At 60.6% G+C, this 19429-nt stretch carries 17 protein-coding genes; 4 read left to right on the top strand and 13 right to left on the bottom strand.

The features are described 5' to 3' along the window. Positions 1–8: 8 nt before the first annotated feature. From HMPREF2978_RS03035 to HMPREF2978_RS03005, 7 genes are all read right to left on the bottom strand, one after another. The gene (locus HMPREF2978_RS03035; RefSeq protein ID WP_070744034.1) at positions 9–1028 is read right to left on the bottom strand and encodes a 3-isopropylmalate dehydrogenase; all 1020 of its coding nucleotides are present in this window, start codon (positions 1026–1028) and stop codon (positions 9–11) included. 134 nt (positions 1029–1162) lie between these two features. Then, complete coding sequence (gene serA / locus HMPREF2978_RS03030) at positions 1163–2749, bottom strand: phosphoglycerate dehydrogenase (protein WP_070744032.1); 1587 nt, start codon at positions 2747–2749, stop codon at positions 1163–1165. Between the two features lie 44 nt (positions 2750–2793). After that, entirely contained in the window at positions 2794–3678 is an 885-nt protein-coding gene (locus tag HMPREF2978_RS03025) for a hypothetical protein (protein WP_083316478.1), read from the bottom strand. A gap of 28 nt (positions 3679–3706) precedes the next feature. Further along, positions 3707–5500, bottom strand: a complete 1794-nt coding sequence (locus HMPREF2978_RS03020; protein WP_070744030.1) for a GmrSD restriction endonuclease domain-containing protein — start codon at positions 5498–5500, stop codon at positions 3707–3709. 111 nt (positions 5501–5611) lie between these two features. Further along, positions 5612–6625, bottom strand: coding sequence for a ketol-acid reductoisomerase (gene ilvC, locus HMPREF2978_RS03015; RefSeq protein WP_070744028.1), 1014 nt, complete (start codon positions 6623–6625; stop codon positions 5612–5614). A gap of 111 nt (positions 6626–6736) precedes the next feature. Continuing rightward, positions 6737–7252 (bottom strand): acetolactate synthase small subunit, encoded by a 516-nt coding sequence (gene ilvN, locus HMPREF2978_RS03010; protein WP_010186907.1) that lies wholly within the window; start codon positions 7250–7252, stop codon positions 6737–6739. A gap of 5 nt (positions 7253–7257) precedes the next feature. Then, entirely contained in the window at positions 7258–9078 is a 1821-nt protein-coding gene (locus tag HMPREF2978_RS03005; protein ID WP_070744026.1) for an acetolactate synthase large subunit, read from the bottom strand. Positions 9079–9392: 314 nt separating this feature from the next. Here HMPREF2978_RS03005 and HMPREF2978_RS03000 point away from each other — a divergent pair, with 314 nt between their 5' ends. The 3 genes from HMPREF2978_RS03000 to HMPREF2978_RS02990 are packed head-to-tail and all read left to right on the top strand — an operon-like array spanning position 9393 to position 13062. Continuing rightward, complete coding sequence (locus HMPREF2978_RS03000; protein WP_070744024.1) at positions 9393–9926, top strand: PH domain-containing protein; 534 nt, start codon at positions 9393–9395, stop codon at positions 9924–9926. Between the two features lie 2 nt (positions 9927–9928). After that, on the top strand, positions 9929–11782 hold the full coding sequence (ilvD, locus tag HMPREF2978_RS02995) for a dihydroxy-acid dehydratase (RefSeq protein ID WP_070744022.1): 1854 nt from the start codon (positions 9929–9931) through the stop codon (positions 11780–11782). An 11-nt stretch (positions 11783–11793) separates the two neighbouring features. Beyond that, entirely contained in the window at positions 11794–13062 is a 1269-nt protein-coding gene (locus HMPREF2978_RS02990) for a glycosyltransferase 87 family protein (RefSeq protein ID WP_070744020.1), read from the top strand. 109 nt (positions 13063–13171) lie between these two features. Here HMPREF2978_RS02990 and HMPREF2978_RS02985 read toward each other — a convergent pair whose 3' ends face one another. From HMPREF2978_RS02985 to HMPREF2978_RS02970, 4 genes are all read right to left on the bottom strand, one after another. Continuing rightward, positions 13172–13486 carry a transcriptional regulator gene (locus HMPREF2978_RS02985; protein ID WP_070744018.1) on the bottom strand — a complete coding sequence of 105 codons (315 nt, stop codon included), beginning with the start codon at positions 13484–13486 and terminating at the stop codon, positions 13172–13174. Next, positions 13483–13920 carry a hypothetical protein gene (locus tag HMPREF2978_RS02980; RefSeq protein ID WP_070744016.1) on the bottom strand — a complete coding sequence of 146 codons (438 nt, stop codon included), beginning with the start codon at positions 13918–13920 and terminating at the stop codon, positions 13483–13485. The genes HMPREF2978_RS02985 and HMPREF2978_RS02980 overlap by 4 nt, the downstream gene beginning before the upstream one ends. Before the next feature lie 133 nt (positions 13921–14053). Continuing rightward, positions 14054–15034: a DoxX family protein gene (locus tag HMPREF2978_RS02975; protein ID WP_070744014.1), complete on the bottom strand. Its 981-nt coding sequence runs from the start codon at positions 15032–15034 to the stop codon at positions 14054–14056. Positions 15035–15062: 28 nt separating this feature from the next. Beyond that, complete coding sequence (locus tag HMPREF2978_RS02970) at positions 15063–15947, bottom strand: LysR family transcriptional regulator ArgP (RefSeq protein ID WP_070744012.1); 885 nt, start codon at positions 15945–15947, stop codon at positions 15063–15065. Between the two features lie 70 nt (positions 15948–16017). Between HMPREF2978_RS02970 and HMPREF2978_RS02965 the strand changes: the two genes are divergently transcribed. After that, positions 16018–16707, top strand: coding sequence for a LysE/ArgO family amino acid transporter (locus HMPREF2978_RS02965; RefSeq protein WP_070744010.1), 690 nt, complete (start codon positions 16018–16020; stop codon positions 16705–16707). On the opposite strand, the gene HMPREF2978_RS02960 is transcribed toward HMPREF2978_RS02965, so the two are convergent. Then, positions 16704–18128: a YkvI family membrane protein gene (locus tag HMPREF2978_RS02960; RefSeq protein ID WP_070516448.1), complete on the bottom strand. Its 1425-nt coding sequence runs from the start codon at positions 18126–18128 to the stop codon at positions 16704–16706. The two genes, HMPREF2978_RS02965 and HMPREF2978_RS02960, sit on opposite strands and share 4 nt — an antisense overlap. Before the next feature lie 185 nt (positions 18129–18313). Next, a complete protein-coding gene (locus tag HMPREF2978_RS02955) occupies positions 18314–19369 on the bottom strand; it encodes an NAD(P)-dependent alcohol dehydrogenase (RefSeq protein WP_070516447.1) in 1056 nt (351 codons plus the stop codon). Positions 19370–19429 lie beyond the last annotated feature (60 nt).

Raw genomic sequence — 19429 nt, 5'->3', positions numbered from 1 at the left:
ATACAGCGCTAAGCACTGAGCGCGGCAGCGATTCGATCACCAATTTCAGTGGTACGCGCCTGTGCATCATTGCGGGCGGAAACATCAGCGGCCACGGCCTCTTCGATGCGCACGGCGTTCTCCTCGTCACCAAGGTGGCGCAGCAACATCGCCGCCGACAGGATCGCCGCGGTGGGATCCGCGATGCCCTTGCCCGCGATATCCGGTGCGGAACCGTGAACCGGTTCAAACATGGAGGGGTTAGCTCCGGAGGCATCAATGTTGCCGGAGGCGGCCAAACCGATGCCACCGGTGACAGCACCGGCTAGGTCAGTCAGAATGTCACCAAAGAGGTTATCGGTCACGATGACGTCGTAGCGAGCGGGATCGGTGACCATGTAAATGGTTGCGGCATCGATGTGGTTGTAATCCACGGTGACCTCCGGGAATTCCTGAGCTACCTCGTTTACGGTGCGCTGCCAGAGCCCACCGGCGTTGACCAAAACGTTGGTCTTGTGCACCAACGTGACGTGTTTGCGGCGGGACATCGCACGCTTGAAAGCATCCCGCACAACGCGCTCAACGCCGTAGCGAGTGTTCTGGGAAACCTCCGAGGCCACCTCGTGCTCGGTGCCTTCGCGCAGCGTGCCGCCGTTTCCGCAGTACAATCCCTCAGTGCCTTCACGGACGACGACAAAATCGATATCGCCCGGGTTCGCCAGCGGCGAGGTGGACGTCGGGTACAGCTTGGAGGGGCGCAGGTTGACGTGGTGGTCCAAGGCAAAACGCATCTTCAGCAGCAGGCCGCGCTCCAGCACGCCAGGGGGAACCTTACCGGGCGCACCAATGGCGCCGAGCAGGATAGCGTCATGCTCGCGCAGGGAGGCCAAGTCGGCGTCGCTAAGCAGCTCCCCGTTGCGCAGGTAGCGCCTAGCACCGAGGTCATAATCAGTGACCTCGATATCCTGGCGAACCGCACGCAGGACCTTCAATGCCTCCGCGGTTACCTCGGGACCAATGCCGTCGCCGCCAATCACTGCCAGTTTCATTTTGTGGGATTCCTTTCTCACATATTGGATACTTGTGAGAGTACCACTCTCTCGGCTCCGGCGACGGCAAACCCCCGTGAAGAACCTCGGACGATCCTTCACGGGGGCTGCTGCGTAATGTTCAACGCCGTGGACTATGCATCCAGGACGAGCTGGCGGCAGGTAGCACCCAGCGCCGCGTTGATTTCCTCGACCAGCTCCTCCGGCACCTCACGTTCGACGCGCAGGATGAGCACAGCATCGGAGGCATCCTTGCCCTGGGTCAGGGCGGCGGCCACGATGTTGATGCCTGCAGCGCCCAGCTTGGTGCCCACGGTGCCCAGTGCGCCCGGGGCATCCTTGTAGGAGAAGAAGAGGTTGCGGCCGGTAGCGCGCATGTCGACGCCGCGGCCATTGATGCGGATAATCTTCTCCACGCCATCGATACCTGTCAGGGCGCCGGTGAGCTGGGAAACCAGACCATTAGGACCGATGACCTTCACGCGCACCGAGGAGCGGTGGCCCTTCGACTCCACGTTGGTCTTAACGTCCACGGTCACGCCGCGGCTTTCGGCGATCTTCATGGCGTTGACGAAAGTAACGGTCTCCGAAACCACGCCGGAGAACACACCGCGAACGGCAGACAAACCAAGCGCAGAGACTTCTTCATTGGCTAGCTCGCCACAAGCCTCCACCTCGATGGCGACGGGCGCAGCACCCAGGAGGTTTCCTGCAACGAGACCCAGCTTGCGCGTCAGATCCAGCCAGCCGGATACTTCCTCGCCGACCTTGCCGCCTTCAACGTTGACGGCGTCGGCCACAAACTCACCGGCCAGCGCCTTCAAGACCGAATCGGCCACATCGGTACCTGCACGGTCCTGTGCCTCTACCGTGGAAGCACCCAGGTGCGGGGACACGGTTACCTGCGGGAGCTCGAAGAGAGGGGAATCGGTGCAGGGCTCGGAAGCATAAACATCGAAACCGGCGCCGCGGTGGTGCCCCGACTTGATGGACTCAGCCAGCGCTGCCTCATCCACGAGGCCACCGCGGGCAGCGTTGATAATGATCTGCCCCTTCTTGGCCTTAGCCAAGAGTTCAGCATCAAACATGCCGGCGGTCTCGGGCGTCTTGGGCAGGTGAATGGTGACAAAGTCAGAGCGGGACATGAGCTCTTCAAGGCTCACTAGCTCCACGCCCAGCGCCGCTGCGCGAGCCGGGTTGGCATAAGGATCGTGGGCGATGACGGTGGTCTCAAAAGCCAGCAAGCGCTGTGCGAAGAGCTGGCCGATGTGGCCGAAGCCAACGATGCCGATGGTCTTGCCATAGATCTCGACGCCCTTGAAGGAGGAACGCTTCCACTCACCCTGGCGCAGGGACTGATCCGCTGCCGGCACTTGGCGAGCGGTGGCCAGAAGCAGCGCGATGGCCTGCTCACAAGCGGAGTGGATGTTGGAGGTCGGAGCGTTGACAACCATGACGCCACGCTCGGTGGCAGCGGGGATATCAACATTGTCCAAACCGACACCAGCGCGGCCCACAATCTTGAGGTTCTCCGCGGCGGCCAGCACCTCCGCATCCACGGTCGTGGCAGAGCGGACGAGGAGGGCGTCAGCCTCCGGCACCGCGGCGAGCAGCTCCGCGCGATTTGGACCATCTACCCAACGGACCTCGACGGTGTCCCCGAGAGCATCGACGGTGGATTCTGCAAGCTTATCGGCGATAAGAACGACCGGCTTCGACATAACTTCCTTTACTAGTCAGAATTGGAGATGCCGAGAAGTGTAGTTTATTCTTTCCAGCCCTGAGTGATTTTATGCGTGAATTCTGTCACTGAACCGAATTCCGGCCCGAGGGCCACGATCGGCCCGTCTGATAGCCCCGCTGTAATCGCCGCGCCGGCCTTCGTCGCTGTCGGATCCTGGTCCTCCATCACGAACACCGTACCGCCATATGCGGTGGCATTCACCACATTGGCCAAGGGACTATCTTTCGTCGCCACGATAACCGGTGCCATTTGCGCATCACGGCGCGCTTGCGCGGGAATCGCCGGCATCTTCTCCTTGGTAAGGTGCTGCGGCAGCGGCTCCCACGCGGCCTTGAGCTCCGTTTTCGTGGAGGAATCCAAGCGCGCGATGTTATCAACCATGCGCTCACGGTTCACCACCACTTTGGAATCAAAACGAAAAGCGGTGTACTCCCCCAACGCCTTGGTGTTTCCTGGGTCGTGGATAACCTCGAGTTGCCCGTTCTGGCTAGCCCACGGGACGTTGCCGATGACGAGAATTTGGTCAACATCAAGGTCATTGAGCAGTTGTGAAATCTGCGGGCGAATCGAATCATCGTAGGTCACCATGGGAACGCGCTGCGACACACTCAACGTCGCTGCCCGCAAGGCCGCAGCATCTGTCTCCTCGGCGAGAATCAGCGTATTGCTCTCCTTGAAGAATAAACGTGCCGAGACGATTCCCCAGCGGTCCCCCAAAACGGTGACTTCATTGGCGAATTGCGGATCAATGAGCCGCAGGCGGTTTTCCTCACTCGCCCGAGCCAGGTCAATTTCTGCCTCAGGGAGGGCGGTGATGTCTTGAGTCAAGAGGGGCTCACCGCGTCCCAGCGATGAGCACCCCACGACCCCCAGAGCGGTCATGCCCAGCAGCACCGCCGAGGACACGACCTTTAGCCCACGTGGAGATGGAACCTTAACGAGCAAAGGCCTGCGGCCCCTCCTCGCCACCAGAGAGGTTCGCCTCGTCCACGTCACGCACTACCTTTTTGTTGAGCGCGTATTCAACAATGCCGACGAAGCGCTCGCGGCGGTCAGCAAAGAACTGGTGCACAGTCTTCGCGGTCAACAGCTCCGGTTCCAGTTCATGGGAGGCCAGCACGCTATCAAACTCAGCATCCTCCATGATCGACTTCGACTGCACGCGCGGCAGGTAGCGCTCGGGCGAATGCCCATCGATGACAACCTCGGTGCGCTTGCCCATCGGAGTGCGGTTCAGCACGGAGTTTGCCAGTACGCCGCTGACGCCGTGACGCTCACACCAGCGAAGCGGGAAGACGGGGAAGAAGCCCGGCTGCAGCTCCTCAAAGCTATGGCGGCTAAACGGACGGCCCGTACGCCAGTCCTTCGCGCCACGAGCCATGAGCAGGGCATACAGACCGTGCCACACCCCGTCGTGCTCCCCTACCGACAACAGGCGGGACTCGCGGAAGGAGGCATCTCGGACGGTCTTTGGAACATCCTCGGTGTCGCCGGCGACCCACGCGGTGACCTCGTCAACATCGCGCGCTGCACGTAGCTTCACGGCGGAGGAGCCGTAGAGCTCACCAAAGACGCCGCTCCAGAACCACTGATTGAGGCGGTCCCAGGCATCCTGACTCGACAGCACGCCCTTCTTCTCAGCCAGACGCGCCAGAATAACCGCCAGCGGAATGATCTGCTCGGAATAAGGAACCTGCTCAAGGGATAGTATGCAACGCTCAGCCAGGAACTCTGCGACTTCGCGGAAAGTAATCACCAGGGTCTGCGAAGCCTTGCGGTATTCGGCGAGCGAGAGCTGCAGGATGTCTTCGCGCTGGCCGCCGGCATTGCCCTTCTCCCCCGACACCAACAGCGATACTGCCGAGAGGAATTCATTTCGGCCAATGCCGTCGAGCGCTGGGAAGGCACGTAGCTGCTTCTCGACGCCTGCCCAGTCCTCCGCCAAGTGGAAGTCCGGGTCCTCGGAGGCAAAGACTGCCGTGAGGAGGTCGAAGACATCCATCTGTAATCCGGCCGAGTTCACCTGGGCAAAGATGGAGCCGATACCAGCGCTGGCCGTTTCGCGGGAAAGGCGAATCATCGGCACAGTGTAGCCGGACAGCGGGCGCAGGATGCGGTTATTGAAGGCAGCGACGACATCGCGGTTGGCGCCATCGTTGGCAGCGGCGAGCTCGAAGAGCATGCTGGTGCCCTCCTCGCTCAGCAGCGCGGAGACGGGAATGCAGCATGCTTGAACCGCGGCCTCGCGGCTGTTCAGAGAATCGTCGAGGTCCGGCGCGAAGTGAGAGCGCAGCTCGCCGTGCTGATTGATGGCGAAGACTGCTTCATCCGGCATGATGTCTTCAGAAGTGGCTTTGTGCAGGTCCACAAAGTACTTGCGGGAGACCTTCTTGGAGCGGAAGTCTGTGGTATCAACAAAACCCTCACCACGGAAGCAGTGGTACAGAGTGGTCAGCCTCTGCTGGCCATCGAGCAACAGCAGGCCCGGGTTTACCCCGGTGTTGGGCGCACCCGCGAGCGGCCGCGGCCGAAAGCGCATAGCCTCGTTGCGGGTATCCAAGGCCATGAACGCGCCGAGTGGGTAGCCGCGCAGCACAGTGACGATCAGCGATCTGATGCGGTCCTCATCCCAGGCATAGGAGCGCTGAAAATCTGGAAGCTGAATATCACCGCGATCGATGCGTGCGAAGAGGTCATTAAGGTCATAGCTTGGCGTAGAGAAACCCATGGCTTCGAGCCTACCGCCAAATGTGGGAACGTGCCCGTTTATGCTCGAACATCACAAAACTAAAGAATCCCGCTGACCAGTGGCCAACGGGATTTTTAGGCGAAGCGCAGCTTATGCAGTTGCATCCAGCGGGTTCTTCACCCAGCTCATGAGATCGCGCAGCTGGGAGCCGGTCTGCTCGATCGGGTGGGAGTTCACCTTGGCGCGCAGATCCTCGAGCTCCTTGTTGCCGCCCTCAACGTTAGCGACGAGGCGCTTGACGAAAGTACCGTCCTGAATATCGGTGAGGACCTCCTTCATGCGCTCCTTCACGGAAGCGTCGATGACGCGCGGTCCAGAAAGGTAGCCGCCGAACTCCGCGGTGTCGGAGCAGGAGTAGTTCATGTTCTTGATGCCACCCTCAACGATGAGATCAACGATGAGCTTCAGCTCATGGCAGACCTCAAAGTAAGCCATCTCCGGCTCGTAGCCAGCCTCGGTAAGGACCTCGAAGCCGTTCATGATCAAGTACTCCACGCCACCACACAGAACGGCCTGCTCACCGAAGAGGTCGGTCTCAGTCTCATCTTTGAAGGTGGTCGGGATAACGCCGGCGCGGGCACCGCCGATGGCTGCGGCGTAGGACAGGGTCAGTTCGCGCCCCTCGCCCTTCGGATCCTGCTCCGTGGCAATCAGGCAAGGAACACCCTTGCCGTCAACGAACTGGCGGCGAACCAGGTGGCCCGGGCCCTTCGGAGCGACCATACCGATGGTGATGTTCTCCGCCGGCTTGATCAGACCGAAGTGGATGTTGAGGCCGTGGCCGAAGAACAGCGCGTTGCCATCCTCCAGGTTCGGCTCAATGTCCTCGGTGAAGATAGCAGCCTGGGAGGTATCCGGCGCCAGCAGCATGATGACATCAGCCCACTTGGCAGCCTCGGCATTGGTGAGAACCTTGAAGCCAGCTTCCTCTGCCTTCTCGCGGGACTTGGAGCCTTCGCGCAGGCCGATGGCGACCTCAACGCCGGAGTCACGCAGGTTCATTGCGTGGGCGTGGCCCTGGGAGCCGTAGCCAATGATGGCCACCTTGCGGCCCTGGATGATGGTCAGGTCTGCATCGGAATCGTACAGAGTCTCAATAGCCATGTTTGATGTTCCTTTTCTCTTTGGGTTCGTGAGCACTACGCATCCAGTAGTAACTCTGCCTATAGAATTTGTATCACACTTTGGGACAGTCTGCCCACATTGTGAGATTCTTTATTTGCTCGGTGCCATCGCCTTTGGGCCACGACCCAGCGCGACATTTCCGGACTGCACCAGTTCGCGGATGCCGAAGGGCTCGAGGACGTCGAGAAGCGCCTGCAGCTTGCCGGGCGTTCCGGTGGCCTCCACCACCACGGACTCCGGCGATACGTCCACGATGCGGGCACGGAAGATGTTCACCGCGTCGACCACCTGGGGGCGGTTCGAGTTATCCGCAGCCACCTTGACCAGCATGATGGCGCGGGCAATGGTGTTTTCTTCCTCCAGCTCCACCACCTTGAGCACGGGGACAATCTTGTTGAGCTGCTTCGTCACCTGCTCGATGACAACCTCGGAGGCGTCCACAACGATGGTCAAGCGGTTGATCCCCTCAGTTTCGGTACGGGCGGAAACCAGCGAAATGAGGTTATAACCGCGGCGGGTGAACATACCGGTCACGCGGGAAATGATGCCCTCAATATCTTGGACGCGCACAGACAGGATGTGGCGAGTGATGTCGTCTTTAGCCATTGCTCTTAGGCCTCCTCGAGGGATTCGTGGATGTCGGCCGGATCCTCGGCCGCGGACTCATTTTCATCAAACAGCGGACGCAGACCCAGGGCGTACTGGATCTCCTCATTGGAGGCACCGCCGCCAATCATTGGCCACACCTGGGCGTCCTGACCCACAATGAAGTCAATGACCACTGGGCGGTCATTGATTGAGCGCGCACGTTCAATCGCGGGGCCAATCTCCTCCGCCGTGGTGACGCGAATGGATTCGCATCCTAGGGCCTCGCTGAGCTTGACAAAGTCCGGGACGTACTCATCGTGCTCACGCAGCTTGGTGTGGGAGTATTTGTTCTCATAGAACAGCGTCTGCCACTGGCGCACCATGCCCAAGTTTCCGTTATTAATGACAGCCACCTTGATGGGGAACCCTTCCACCGCGGCGGTGGTGAGCTCCTGGTTGGTCATCTGGAAACAGCCATCACCGTCGATTGCCCAGACCTCTCGCTCCGGGCAGGCAGCCTTAGCGCCCAGCGCTGCGGGTACTGCGTAGCCCATCGTGCCGGCGCCACCGGAGTTGATCCAGCTGCGCGGGTGCTCGAAGTCAAGGAACTGTGCCGACCACATCTGGTGCTGGCCCACGCCCGCGCAGTAAATGGCCTCCGGGCCCACAATTGCGCTGAGCTGCTGAATGACCTCTTGCGGGTTGAGCAGACCGTCTGCTGTCGGCTCGAAACCGCGCGGGAAGCGGCTCTGTAGGTCCCCCAAGTACTTCATCCACGGCCCGATGCACGGGGCATCCAGCTCCGCGTCATTGGCATAAGCCTTGGTCAGGCACAGCAGCACCTCGCGGGCATCGCCCACGATAGGGACAGCGACCTCACGGATCTTGCCGATCTCGGCCGGGTCAATGTCGGCGTGGATGACCTCGGCATGGGGAGCGAAGGTGTCGGTATCACCGGTCACACGGTCATCGAAGCGTGCGCCCACCGCAATAATGAGGTCTGCGCGCTGCAGCGCGGCCACCGCCGGCACCGTGCCGTGCATGCCGGGCATGCCCATGTGCTGCGGGTGATTATCCGGGAAGGCACCGAGAGCCATAAGCGTGGTCACGACCGGGATTCCGGTCAACTCTGCAAACTCGCGCAGCTCGCGGGAGGCTTCGGCCTTGATGACGCCGCCGCCAACGTAAAGCACCGGGCGCTCGGCGCGAGCAATGCGCTGAACAGCCTGGGTGATCTGGCGCGGGTGCGGGGTCGTAGTGGGCTTGTAGCCAGGCAAATCCGGCATGACCGGACCCGAGTACTCCATCAGCGCGTTCTGCACGTCCTTCGGAATATCCACGAGGACCGGTCCTGGACGGCCACTAGAAGCCAAATGGAAAGCGGCTGCAATCGCACTGGGGATATCTTCGGCCTTGGTAACGATGAAGTTGTGCTTCGTAATCGGCATCGTCACGCCGCGGATATCAGCCTCTTGGAAGGCGTCGGTGCCCAGCAAAGAGCTGCCGACCTGTCCGGTAATAGCCACGACAGGCACGGAGTCTAGGTTGGCATCCGCCAGCGGTGTCACCAGGTTGGTGGCACCCGGGCCGGAGGTGGCAATCATGACGCCGACCTTTCCGGATGCCTGAGCATAGCCTTCTGCTGCATGGCCAGCTCCCTGCTCGTGGCGGGTGAGCACGTGGCGCAGCTTCGTGGATTCAAAGAGGGCGTCGTACAACGGAAGCACGGCGCCGCCCGGAATGCCGAAGACCAGCTCGGTGCCCAAATCTTCGAGGGTACGGACAATGGCGTGTGCGCCCGTGATGCGCTCGGGCGCCCGCTGTGGCGGTGTGGAAGCTGTCACGGTTGATGTGCTCCTTTGGTGGGTGTGGATATCGGAGAGATCATCCAACAAATAACGCCCCCGCTGTCCTTCCTGGGTGTGAAGGTAACGGGGGCGCTTGCTGGTCGACGTCACTAGTGGACTCGCTACGGCACGCGCCGCCCGGGTACTACTACGAGGTGAAGTCGAATAATGATCATGGGATAAACTGTACACTGATAGAAACGCCACCGCAGGCCCTTACCCCCATTTTTGGGATCTTTTTCTCATTTAGCGAGATTCCACAGGTGGGGCGGTTCGCCACCGCGCCACACTGTCAATTACGATGACCCACTATGACGTCCTCACACCCGCAGAACGCATCTTCTCGCACCGAACACCCCACGGCCGAAACGTTCAAGCCCACTCGCGAACACCTCCTCGGCATCAGCATCCTCGCCGCCATCGCTTTCCTCAGCATTGGCTGGGCCCCGAAGTACCTCTTCTGGGTTCTCATCTTCCCCGTGCTGGCCATCTGGTGGGTCCTGCGGGCCCGCACCACCGTGGACAGCAAGGGTATCCACATCACATATGGCTTCCGCGGTCCCAAACACATCGCGTGGAGGGACTTCCAAGGAATCGGATTTCAGCGCTCGAAGGCTTATGCCTGCACGACGAAGGGCGATAATTTCGACCTGCCGGGAGTGACGTTCAACTCCCTTCCCCGCCTTGCTGCCGCTTCCAATGGGCGCATCCCCGACGCCCTGACCGCTGGCCGTGACGCCGCCGATGACAAGGTGGTCATCGTCCACCGCGATGGCCAGCAGATCCTCCTCACCAAGGAGGAATACGCCGAATATCTCAAGAAACACCCCGAACTGAAGGATTAACCATGTACCCTCTCCGCTCTAAAGTCACCACCGTTGGCCGCCAGGCATCTGGCGCCCGCGCGCTGTGGCGCGCGACCGGCTCCAAGGAGAGTGACTTTGGCAAGCCGATCGTTGCCATCGCCAATTCCTTTACCCAGTTCGTTCCCGGCCACGTCCACCTCAAGAACGTCGGCGACATCGTGGCCGATGCCATCCGCGAAGCCGGCGGCGTGCCGAAGGAGTTCAACACCATCGCTGTCGACGATGGCATCGCCATGGGCCACAGCGGCATGCTCTATTCCCTGCCCTCGCGAGAGATCATCTCCGATTCCATCGAGTACATGGTCAATGCCCACACTGCCGACGCCTTGGTGTGCATCTCCAACTGCGACAAGATCACCCCGGGCATGCTGAATGCCGCGCTGCGTCTGAACATCCCCACCATCTTCGTATCTGGTGGCCCGATGGAGGCCGGCAAGGCTGTGGTCGTTGACGGCGTGGCACACGCACCGACGGATCTGATTACGGCTATCACGGCGTCGGCCAGCGATGCCGTCTCCGACGAAGGGCTGACCCGGGTAGAGGAATCCGCCTGCCCGACCTGCGGTTCCTGCTCCGGCATGTTCACCGCCAATTCCATGAACTGCCTCACCGAGGCACTCGGTCTGGCCCTGCCGGGCAACGGCACCACGCTGGCTACCCACAGCGCCCGCCGCGATCTTTTCGAGCAGGCTGGCCGCACCATCGTGGACCTGTGCCGACGCTACTACGGCGAAGAAGACGACGCCGTTCTCCCGCGCTCCATCGCCACCAAGGAAGCCTTCAGCAATGCCATGGCTTTGGACATGGCTATGGGTGGTTCCACCAACACCATCCTCCACACGTTGGCCGCCGCGCAGGAGGGCGAGGTGGACTTCACCCTCGAGGACATCAACGAGATCTCCTACCGCGTACCGTGCCTGTCCAAGGTGGCGCCCAACGGCACCTACCACATCGAGGATGTGCACCGCGCCGGCGGCATCCCCGCCATCTTGGGCGAGTTGCGCCGCGCCGGCCACTTGAACCTCAAGGTCCATACCGCCCTCTACGACAACGCCGAGGAGTGGCTCGACGACTGGGATATCCGCGGTGGCAAGGCTACCGACGCTGCCCGCGAGCTCTTCTTCGCCGCCCCCGGCGGTGTGCGCACCACCGAGCCTTTCAGCCAATCCAACCGCTGGGATGAGCTCGACACCGACGCTGCCAATGGCTGCATCCACGACGCCGAGCACGCCTTTTCCTCCGACGGTGGCCTGGTTGTCCTGCGCGGCAACCTCGCCCCCAACGGGGCCATCGTCAAGGCCGCCGGCGTGGAGGAAGAGCTCTGGACCTTCACCGGCCCGGCCCGCGTGGTGGAGTCCCAGGAAGAAGCTGTTTCCATCATCCTCAAGAAGGAAGTCCAGCCCGGCGATGTCATCGTCATCCGCTACGAGGGCCCAGCCGGTGGTCCCGGCATGCAGGAGATGCTGCACCCGACTTCCTTCCTCAAGGGCTCCGGTTTGGGCAAGGCCTGCGCCTTGATTACCGATGGCCGCTTCTCCGGCGGCACCTCCGGCCTGTCCATCGGACACATCTCCCCCGAGGCTGCCCACGGCGGCCTCATCGGCCTAGTGGAAAACGGGGATCCCATCACCATCAACATCCGCGAGCGCCAGCTCACCCTCGACGTGGACGACGAGGTCTTGGAACGTCGCCGCGCCACTGAAGAGCAGCGCGAGAAGCCCTGGACGCCGAAGGACCGCAATCGCCCGGTCACCAAGGCACTGCGCGCCTACGCCAACATGGCCACGTCCGCTGACCGTGGTGCGGTGCGCGTGGTGGATGGCTACGTCAATTAGAGTATGTGGCGATGATTTTCGCCACTAACGCCGCAAGGCGCACACTGCTGACCGCCGCCGGACTCATCATTGGCCTGGTGGGCGTCATCCGCCACGTCCTCCACACGGACTTCCCTGTCGACATGATCATTTACCGTGAGGGCGTGCGCGCCTTCATGGAGGGCGGCTCGGTCTATTCTGAGCCCATGTACGCCGGGGATTTGGCGCTCCCCTTTATCTACCCGCCCTTCGGGGCGCTGGTCATGGTGCCGCTGACTGCCTTTGACTGGATGAGCGATTCGCTCTCCGGCGATATCATGATCGTTCTCTCGGATGCCTTGGTCTTCGCCTGCCTCTACGCGATCTTCCGCGCGCTCAAGGTGCCGCACCTGTGGCCCACAGTGGCGATTGCGTGGGCCGCGGCCATGTTCTTTGAACCCATCCGCCTCAACAACGGTTTTGCACAAATCAACATCGTCATCATGGCGTTGGTTATCTTCGATCTTGTCCCCCGCAAGCGCAAGCTTCCGCAGGGCTGGCTGATAGGTCTCGCGGCGGCCATCAAGATCACCCCGTTGGCCATGCTGCTGTACTTCCTGCTGCGCCGCGAGTGGAAGCCGATCCTTACAGCCTTCGCCTCCGCCGTCGTGGCGACGCTGTTGGCTGCCGCTTACCGCTGGGAGGCCTTCGTCGAATTTTTTAGCTCAAAGCTCCTCGATATGGGCAAGGGCGCAGACTTCGGCGTGGCCACGGACTATCAGTCCAATTCCTCGCTCAAGGGCGTCATCCAGCGTCTCTTTAGCTCCCAGGAGGCCATGGACAATCACAGCACGCTCATCAATGTGCTGTGGCTGGTAGCTGCGCTTGGGATCATCGGGCTTGGCTCAGCACTCATCCTGGCGCAGATGCGGCGCGGCTTGCTTGTCGACGCCCACCTCACCACCGCCACGACCATGCTGCTCATCTCCCCCGTTTCGTGGTCCCACCACTGGGTGTGGCTATCGCTCATCGTGCCGGTTCTGGTCTACCGCGCCTGGTCCTGGCGCAATTCCACCTGGGTCGCCGGCAGCCTGCTGGCTGTTCTCGCGGCTTGGGCGGGCATGCTGCTGACCGTTCCGCCGAAGTGGTGGTTCGGTGACAGCATCGATGTCCACGAGATGCCGCTGTACCAGAAGTTCTTGGTCGATGACTTCGTGTGGCTGGCACTTCTCAGCTGGATTCTCTACGCCATCTGCCTCCAGGCTCAGAGCATTCAAGCCGACAAGCCACAAACCGAACTCCCTGCGGTCCCATCCAGCTAAGCCCCGAAACGCAAAACTGCCCGTTCTGCCAAAGTTATGCGCCGCCACTGCGGCGAGGAAAAACTTTGGCAACATTGGCACCTCTGCGACGCCGTACCATGCGCGCATCTCAGCCCTCGGCTAAAGCCTTGAGTGCTGCCAAGTGACCGTCGAAGGCGCTCTTGCCCTGTTCCGTCAAGGCGACCCACACCGAGTCCTTAGCGCGGCTGGTGCCGTACTCCCGGAAGCGAGTCACGTAGCCGGCTTGTTCTAGCGCTCCGAGCTGCTTAGACAGGGAGGCATCGGAAAGCTCCGTGCGGTCGCGCAACACGGCGAATTTCATCTCACGGTTGACCTCCCCACCTTGTGTGGCTCCGAAGGCATTGAGCGTGGCGCAAATCTTAAAACGGTTGAGTGGGTGGATTACCGGATCGATTCCATTCATCGCGGCATCCTATTCAGCGCACCGGTGTGCAACGTCCAAAAGACCGCCAAGGCGCACAGTACACCTGCGATGCACGAGGCAATAACGTGTCCTTCAACGAAAGGATTGAAGAGTGCCGGCAGAAACATAAATCCTAGGCCCGCAAAATAACGCCAAGTGATACTTCGTGACGCATGAGGATCCACCTTTTGACGCATCGAATCCCGCACCCCCGTGCGGTAAAAGAAGGCAAGACTCGCCAATAGCCCGAGTACAAGAAGCAGTCCACCAACAAGAACGAGAGGATGGACGTCATCCTTGATCCACATGTAGGCAAACCACGCGCCGTACGCGGCCGATGCGAGCAAGCTCAGCCAGATAGGCGGCCGCTTCGCTGCGGCCGCCTTCTGTCGCTCCTCAAATGCGAGTGCGTCACGAACATCCTGATCAGACAAAACTAAAGCTCCCCTCCTGCGGCACCAAAGTCATTGTTTTCCATCACGGAAACCAACTTACTTTACGCAATGGAAAACAACAACAGTTAGTGGATAACCGCAGGCTGGGAACCTAGAAACGCGCTAACAGCGCCTAGCTCAACGGGTTAACGCCAGCGCCAAACCACCAGATAGCCACGAGCGCGGCAACGCCAATGACGACGAAGACCCACGAGGTTGCCAGCGGGCGGCGGGTCCAGGAGCGATTGAAGTCAAGGGAGATGAATCCCGGACCGGTGAACTGCAGGGCCACCGCGATAACAAATAGCACCAGACCCAGCCAGACGCTCTCATTCCAGGCAAAGACATCCAACCCGGCACCGGAGGCGTTGAGGCCGTGAATAGCTGAGAAGCCCGTGACGATAAGGCCGAACATGGCCGCCAGCGGTGTAACTAGCCCCAGCAGCAGGAAGGCGCCGGCGATGAGCTGAACAGTCGGCACGCCGATGGCTAAGGCCGCTGCCATGGTGTACTCGCCAAACTCCTTTTCCAATCCCGACAGGCCCTCATTGCCGCCGAGTTTGAAGAAGGTTGTAGCACCCGCCACGAGCAGGTAAACGCTGAGCGCCAAGCGCACGAAGAGCAGGCCGAAGTCGATGGTGCCGCGGCGTACTGGCTCAGGCTTCTCCTCCACCGCTGCCGCCTCGAAGTCCACGGCGGGGTCGGCAACTGCAACCGTGCTTGGTGCCTCTTCATAGGTCTCAGTTGCTGCGGTTGCCGATACCGGCATAGCAGTTGTCTCTGTTTCAGACTCTGCCGTCGCCTCCGCGCGCGGGAAGGCGGTGGTCTCGGTCTCGGCTTCCGCGGCGGCACTGTCGAAAGACAAGGAGTCGCGGGAAGCGCTCTCAAAGGTTTCGGTCTTGGCCTCAGGCTCTGCCTCAACGGCAGGCTCCTCAGCCTTCTTCGGCTTAATCACCTGCGGCTCAGCGCGTCCGGGACGCTGGAAGAGGCTGCTCTTCTTCGGCTTATCGGTAGCTTCTGCCTCAGGCGCGCTGTCCTTCACGGAGTCTTTCCCCGTGTAGGTCGGGATATCGTCATCGAAGTCGGTGGCTTTATCAGGAGTTTTATCGCTCATGCCTCCAACTTAAGGCAGCACAGCCCCCTTATGGTGCATCTTTATCGGCGCGGCGCGAAGCTAAAACCGCACGGCCCGCGTCTAAGACATCTGCAGTGAGGTCCGCAAGCAACTCCGATTCCAGCCGCCAGCGTTGCCAATAGAGGTCAATGTCGAGCGGGAAGTCGTCGAGAAGCACCAGCTCCCCCGTCTCCAGCAGGGGCTGTACCTGCAGGCGCGGCACCAAACCCCAGCCCAGGCCGTAGCGCACTGCTTCGACGTAGCTCTCCGAAGAAGGAATCTGTGACACCCGCGCACGCAGAACATGGGAATCAATGAAGCGCTCGCGCATGGCGTCATCCAAGGTGGCATCGTTCGGACCGAAGCCCACGATGGGCAGGGTCTCCCAGTCTTCGAAAGTCTCCGCCAGAGCGGGCGCGGCGACGGCAAAGTAGCGCATCGTTCCGAGGTATGTGGATTCACAACCCGAGACCGCGGTCTGCTCGCGCGTGACCGCGCCCAGCACATCCCCGCGGCGCAACATGGCGAGCGTACGGGCCTCATCTTCGATGCGAATGCGCAGCGCCGCCTCACCGCGTTGCGCGGTCTGCTGGATCACAGGGCGGAACCACGTGGCCAGGGAATCCGAGTTGATCGCAACGGTGAGCGGAACGCGGGACAGGCGCTCGGTAAGCCGGGCATCCGCTTCGGCTTGAACCAGCGCCATGCGCCTCGCGGCTTGGGCGACGATCTCCCCTGCCTCGGTCACGGTGACGGGAGTGCCGCGGCGCAGCAGGATTCGACCAGTCGATACTTCCAACGCCTTGATGCGTTGACTGACGGCCGAAGGAGTGATTCCCAACACAGCCGCAGCCCCCTCGAAGGAACCTTCATCGATGATGGCCAGCAGCGTTTCAGTATGGAGCGGGTTCATGAAGCTATATTAAACCAGCTGTAGAACATTTAACTGGACTTCATATGACGCTATGCGCAGACTAGAAGCCATGTCAGTATTGCTTGCAGGATTTGCGCTGGGCCTGTCCCTCATCATCGCCATCGGACCGCAGAATGCCTTCATCATCAAGATGGGCATTAAACGCGACCATGTCGGCCCCATCCTGTTGGCATGCTTGCTTTCCGACGTCATCCTGATCACCGGCGGCACCGCAGGCGTCGGTGTCCTTGTGGAGCGCTTCCCCACCGCGCTCGTCGTGGTGAAGTACCTCGGCGCGGCCTACCTCATCTACTTCGGCTTCACGTGCTTCCGCGATGCCTTCAAGAAGCAACAGGATGCGCTGGTCATCGAGGAAACCGCACCCGTGGCGCAGGTGGTTGATGAGAATTCGGGTTCCTCTGGGACACCGGGGAACTCAGTGCTTACGAAGATCCGCCCCCGCGTGCGCTCAAAATCCTGGGTCAAGCCCGTCCTCGGTGCGTTGGCGCTGACGTGGCTTAACCCCCTGGCCTACGTTGACGCGCTAGTCATGCTGGGCTCCATTGCAAACCAATATGGCGACCAGCGCTGGGTGTTCGCAGCAGGCGCCATCATGGCCAGCGCAGTGTGGTTCCCCTCCCTAGGCTTTGGCGCCTACAAGCTCTCCCACGTGCTGGCCAAGCCGACGACGTGGCGCGTGGTCAACATCGTCATCGGCTGCGTCATGATTGCACTAACGGCGAAGCTCCTGCTCCTCTAGTTCTTCGTTGATTCTTCTGGGAGCTCTTCGTCTTCGGCGGGATCTCCCACTGCGCCGGTTTCCTCGACCCAAGCCTTGATTTCTTCGTCGCTGCGGTCCTGCTCCACAGCCTCGCGTTCGGTGTAGTAGGAGTGGTCGTTGCGGTTTTCCTCCCACTCTTCCCTGTCGAAGTCAAGCTCTTCATCCGAGTCCAACTCCTCGACCACATCGGAAACGAGGTCCTCGAAGAGGGCTTCATCATCCATGTTGGAATCGGCGATCTGCTGGCCGATCTCGTCGTCGTAACGCGCCGCGTCATATTCCGAGTCGGGGTGCAGCTTGAGGTGCAGCAATGCGCGGATGCGCTCGCGGCGCAGGCCCTCGTCCTTGATCTTGCCCAGGGAGCGCAGCCATCCGATCACCAGAATGACGACGAGCACGATACCCATGTAACCCAGCACCGGGTAGACGTACTGCATCAGGGATTTGAAGCCGGCGAAAGAAACGGCGAAGCCAGCGAGGCAGCCGGCGATGAAAATAATGCGGTACTTCGCCTCGTTGCCAGAAGACAAACGCTTGCCCAGCGCGTAGAACATACCGATGGCCGTGTTGAAGATCATCAGGTAGATGATGATGGCCATGATGACACCGAGTGTCGGGTGGACGCTATCTACCAAGGTCAACATCGGAATATCGGAATCGCCAACGTTCTCTGCATTCATGAGCAGTGAGAAACCAGCAATACCCATGAGCACCGCGTAGACCGCGCCGCCAACAATGCCGCCGACGCCTGCTTCGCGCGGGCTAATGTTATCACCGCCGATGACAAGGGACATCGAGACCGCCAGGATAAGAGCCAGGCCGTTGTAGTTCAGCGCGGATACGAGCCAGAACGGAATCGGGGACTCGATCGCTTCAGAGGCACTAATGGCCGCATCAACGTTCTCCGGCATGTGCAGCAGCGTGTAGGTGCCTACAAAGAGAACGGCGATAATGATGGTCGGCGTGAGAAGACCAATAACCTGTGACACCTTATCCACATCAAACATGCCTGTGATGAGAACAAGCACAAGCATGAGCAACGAGCCTACCCAAGCCGGCCAGCCGAACTGCTGTTGCATGTTGGAGCCGGCACCAGCCAGCATGACAAAGCCGACCGCAAAGAGCGTGAGGATTACCGCGACATCCAGAATGCGCGAAATGATCGGGTGAGTGATGTTCCTGAACACTTGGTTGTGCTCGCTGGCATGGAAGTAGCTTCCCAACTGGAGGAAGACCGTGCCGGCAAGGGTCATGACCAAACCAGCAACGAGGATGCCCCACATGCCGGGAATACCGAAAGACGTAAAGTACTGGACAACTTCCTGTCCCGTGGCAAAGCCCGCACCCACGAGCAAGCCAATGAAGGACAAAGCGATGCCCACGACGTTTTTATAAGACACGTTTTCCTATCTGTTTTCTAGTTTCTTCTCTTTATTCTTCAGGGGTAGCGCATAGAAACGCGCCATACTTTGGTCGAAGTACGGCGGCATACATTTACCACCGTACGCCAACGAGATAGGAAAACATGTGTGCGGCCGTGGAGAGCTTGCTCCAATAGCCGCTAAAGCATGAGCCGGCTCACCTCTTAGTGCTCAGCAAACGTCGTCGTATCGATGACGAAGCGGAACTTAACGTCACCCGCCACGACCCGGTCATAGGCCGCATCAACCTCGTCGACACCCACCTTTTCGATCACCGCGCCTAAGCCGTGCTCGGCGCAGAAGTCCAGCATCTCCTGGGTTTCCGCGATGCCACCAATATTGTTACCGGTGAGCACCTTGCCGCCGCCGACGAGGCGGTTGAGGCGCAGCGGGAGCGCCTCCGGCGGGAGCCCCACGACAGACATAATGCCGCGGGGTTTAAGCATCCCCAGGTAGTCCTCGAGGCTGTACTCGGCGGAAATGGTCGAGAGGATGAAATCGAACTCCCCGCGGTGCTTCCTGAAGAAGTCTTCCTCCTCGGTGGTGGCCAAGGTGCGGCTCGCCCCCAGCTCTGCAGCTTCTTCAGCCTTGCGAGAAGTGCGCGAGATGACGGTGACCTCTGCGCCCTTCGCGGCAGCAATCTGCACACCCATGTGTCCCAAGCCGCCTAAGCCCACGACGGCTACCTTCTGGCCTTCCTTAACATCCCAGCGCGCCAACGGAGAGTACGTGGTGATACCGGCGCACAGCAGGGGCGCTGCTATGTCGAAGTCGAGAGCATCCGGAATGCGGAGAACGAAGTTCTCGTTCACAACGACCTTCTCGGCGTAGCCGCCTTGGGTAATCGTGCCATCGACATCCGTGGAGTTATAGGTGCCGACGTTGCCGTTCAGGCAGTTCTGTTCCATTCCTGCCTGACACTGCTCGCACTCGCCGCAGGAGTTCACGAGGCAACCCACACCAACGCGGTCTCCCACCTTAAATTTGGTGACCTCCTCCCCCACGGCGGAGACCACACCGGCGATCTCATGGCCGACGGTCAGCGGGAAGTGCGCCTCGCCCCAATCGTTGCGGATGGTGTGGATATCCGAATGGCAAATGCCCGCGGCCTTAATGTCGATAACCACGTCATCGGCGCGCGGGTCACGACGCTGGATAGTCACGACCTGAAAAGGTTCTTTAGGTCCGGTCTTCTGAAGGGCTTTAGCAGAAATAGTCATGGCGACCACGGTACCCCGTAGTCGCCTGACCTCGCCTAATGGAAATTTTTGCCAACTAGA

This window comes from Corynebacterium sp. HMSC074C01 (genome assembly GCF_001814605.1).
Lineage (GTDB): Bacteria > Actinomycetota > Actinomycetes > Mycobacteriales > Mycobacteriaceae > Corynebacterium.
Note: the sequence above shows the minus strand (reverse complement) of the source record. Positions and strands in the feature narration are given on the sequence as shown.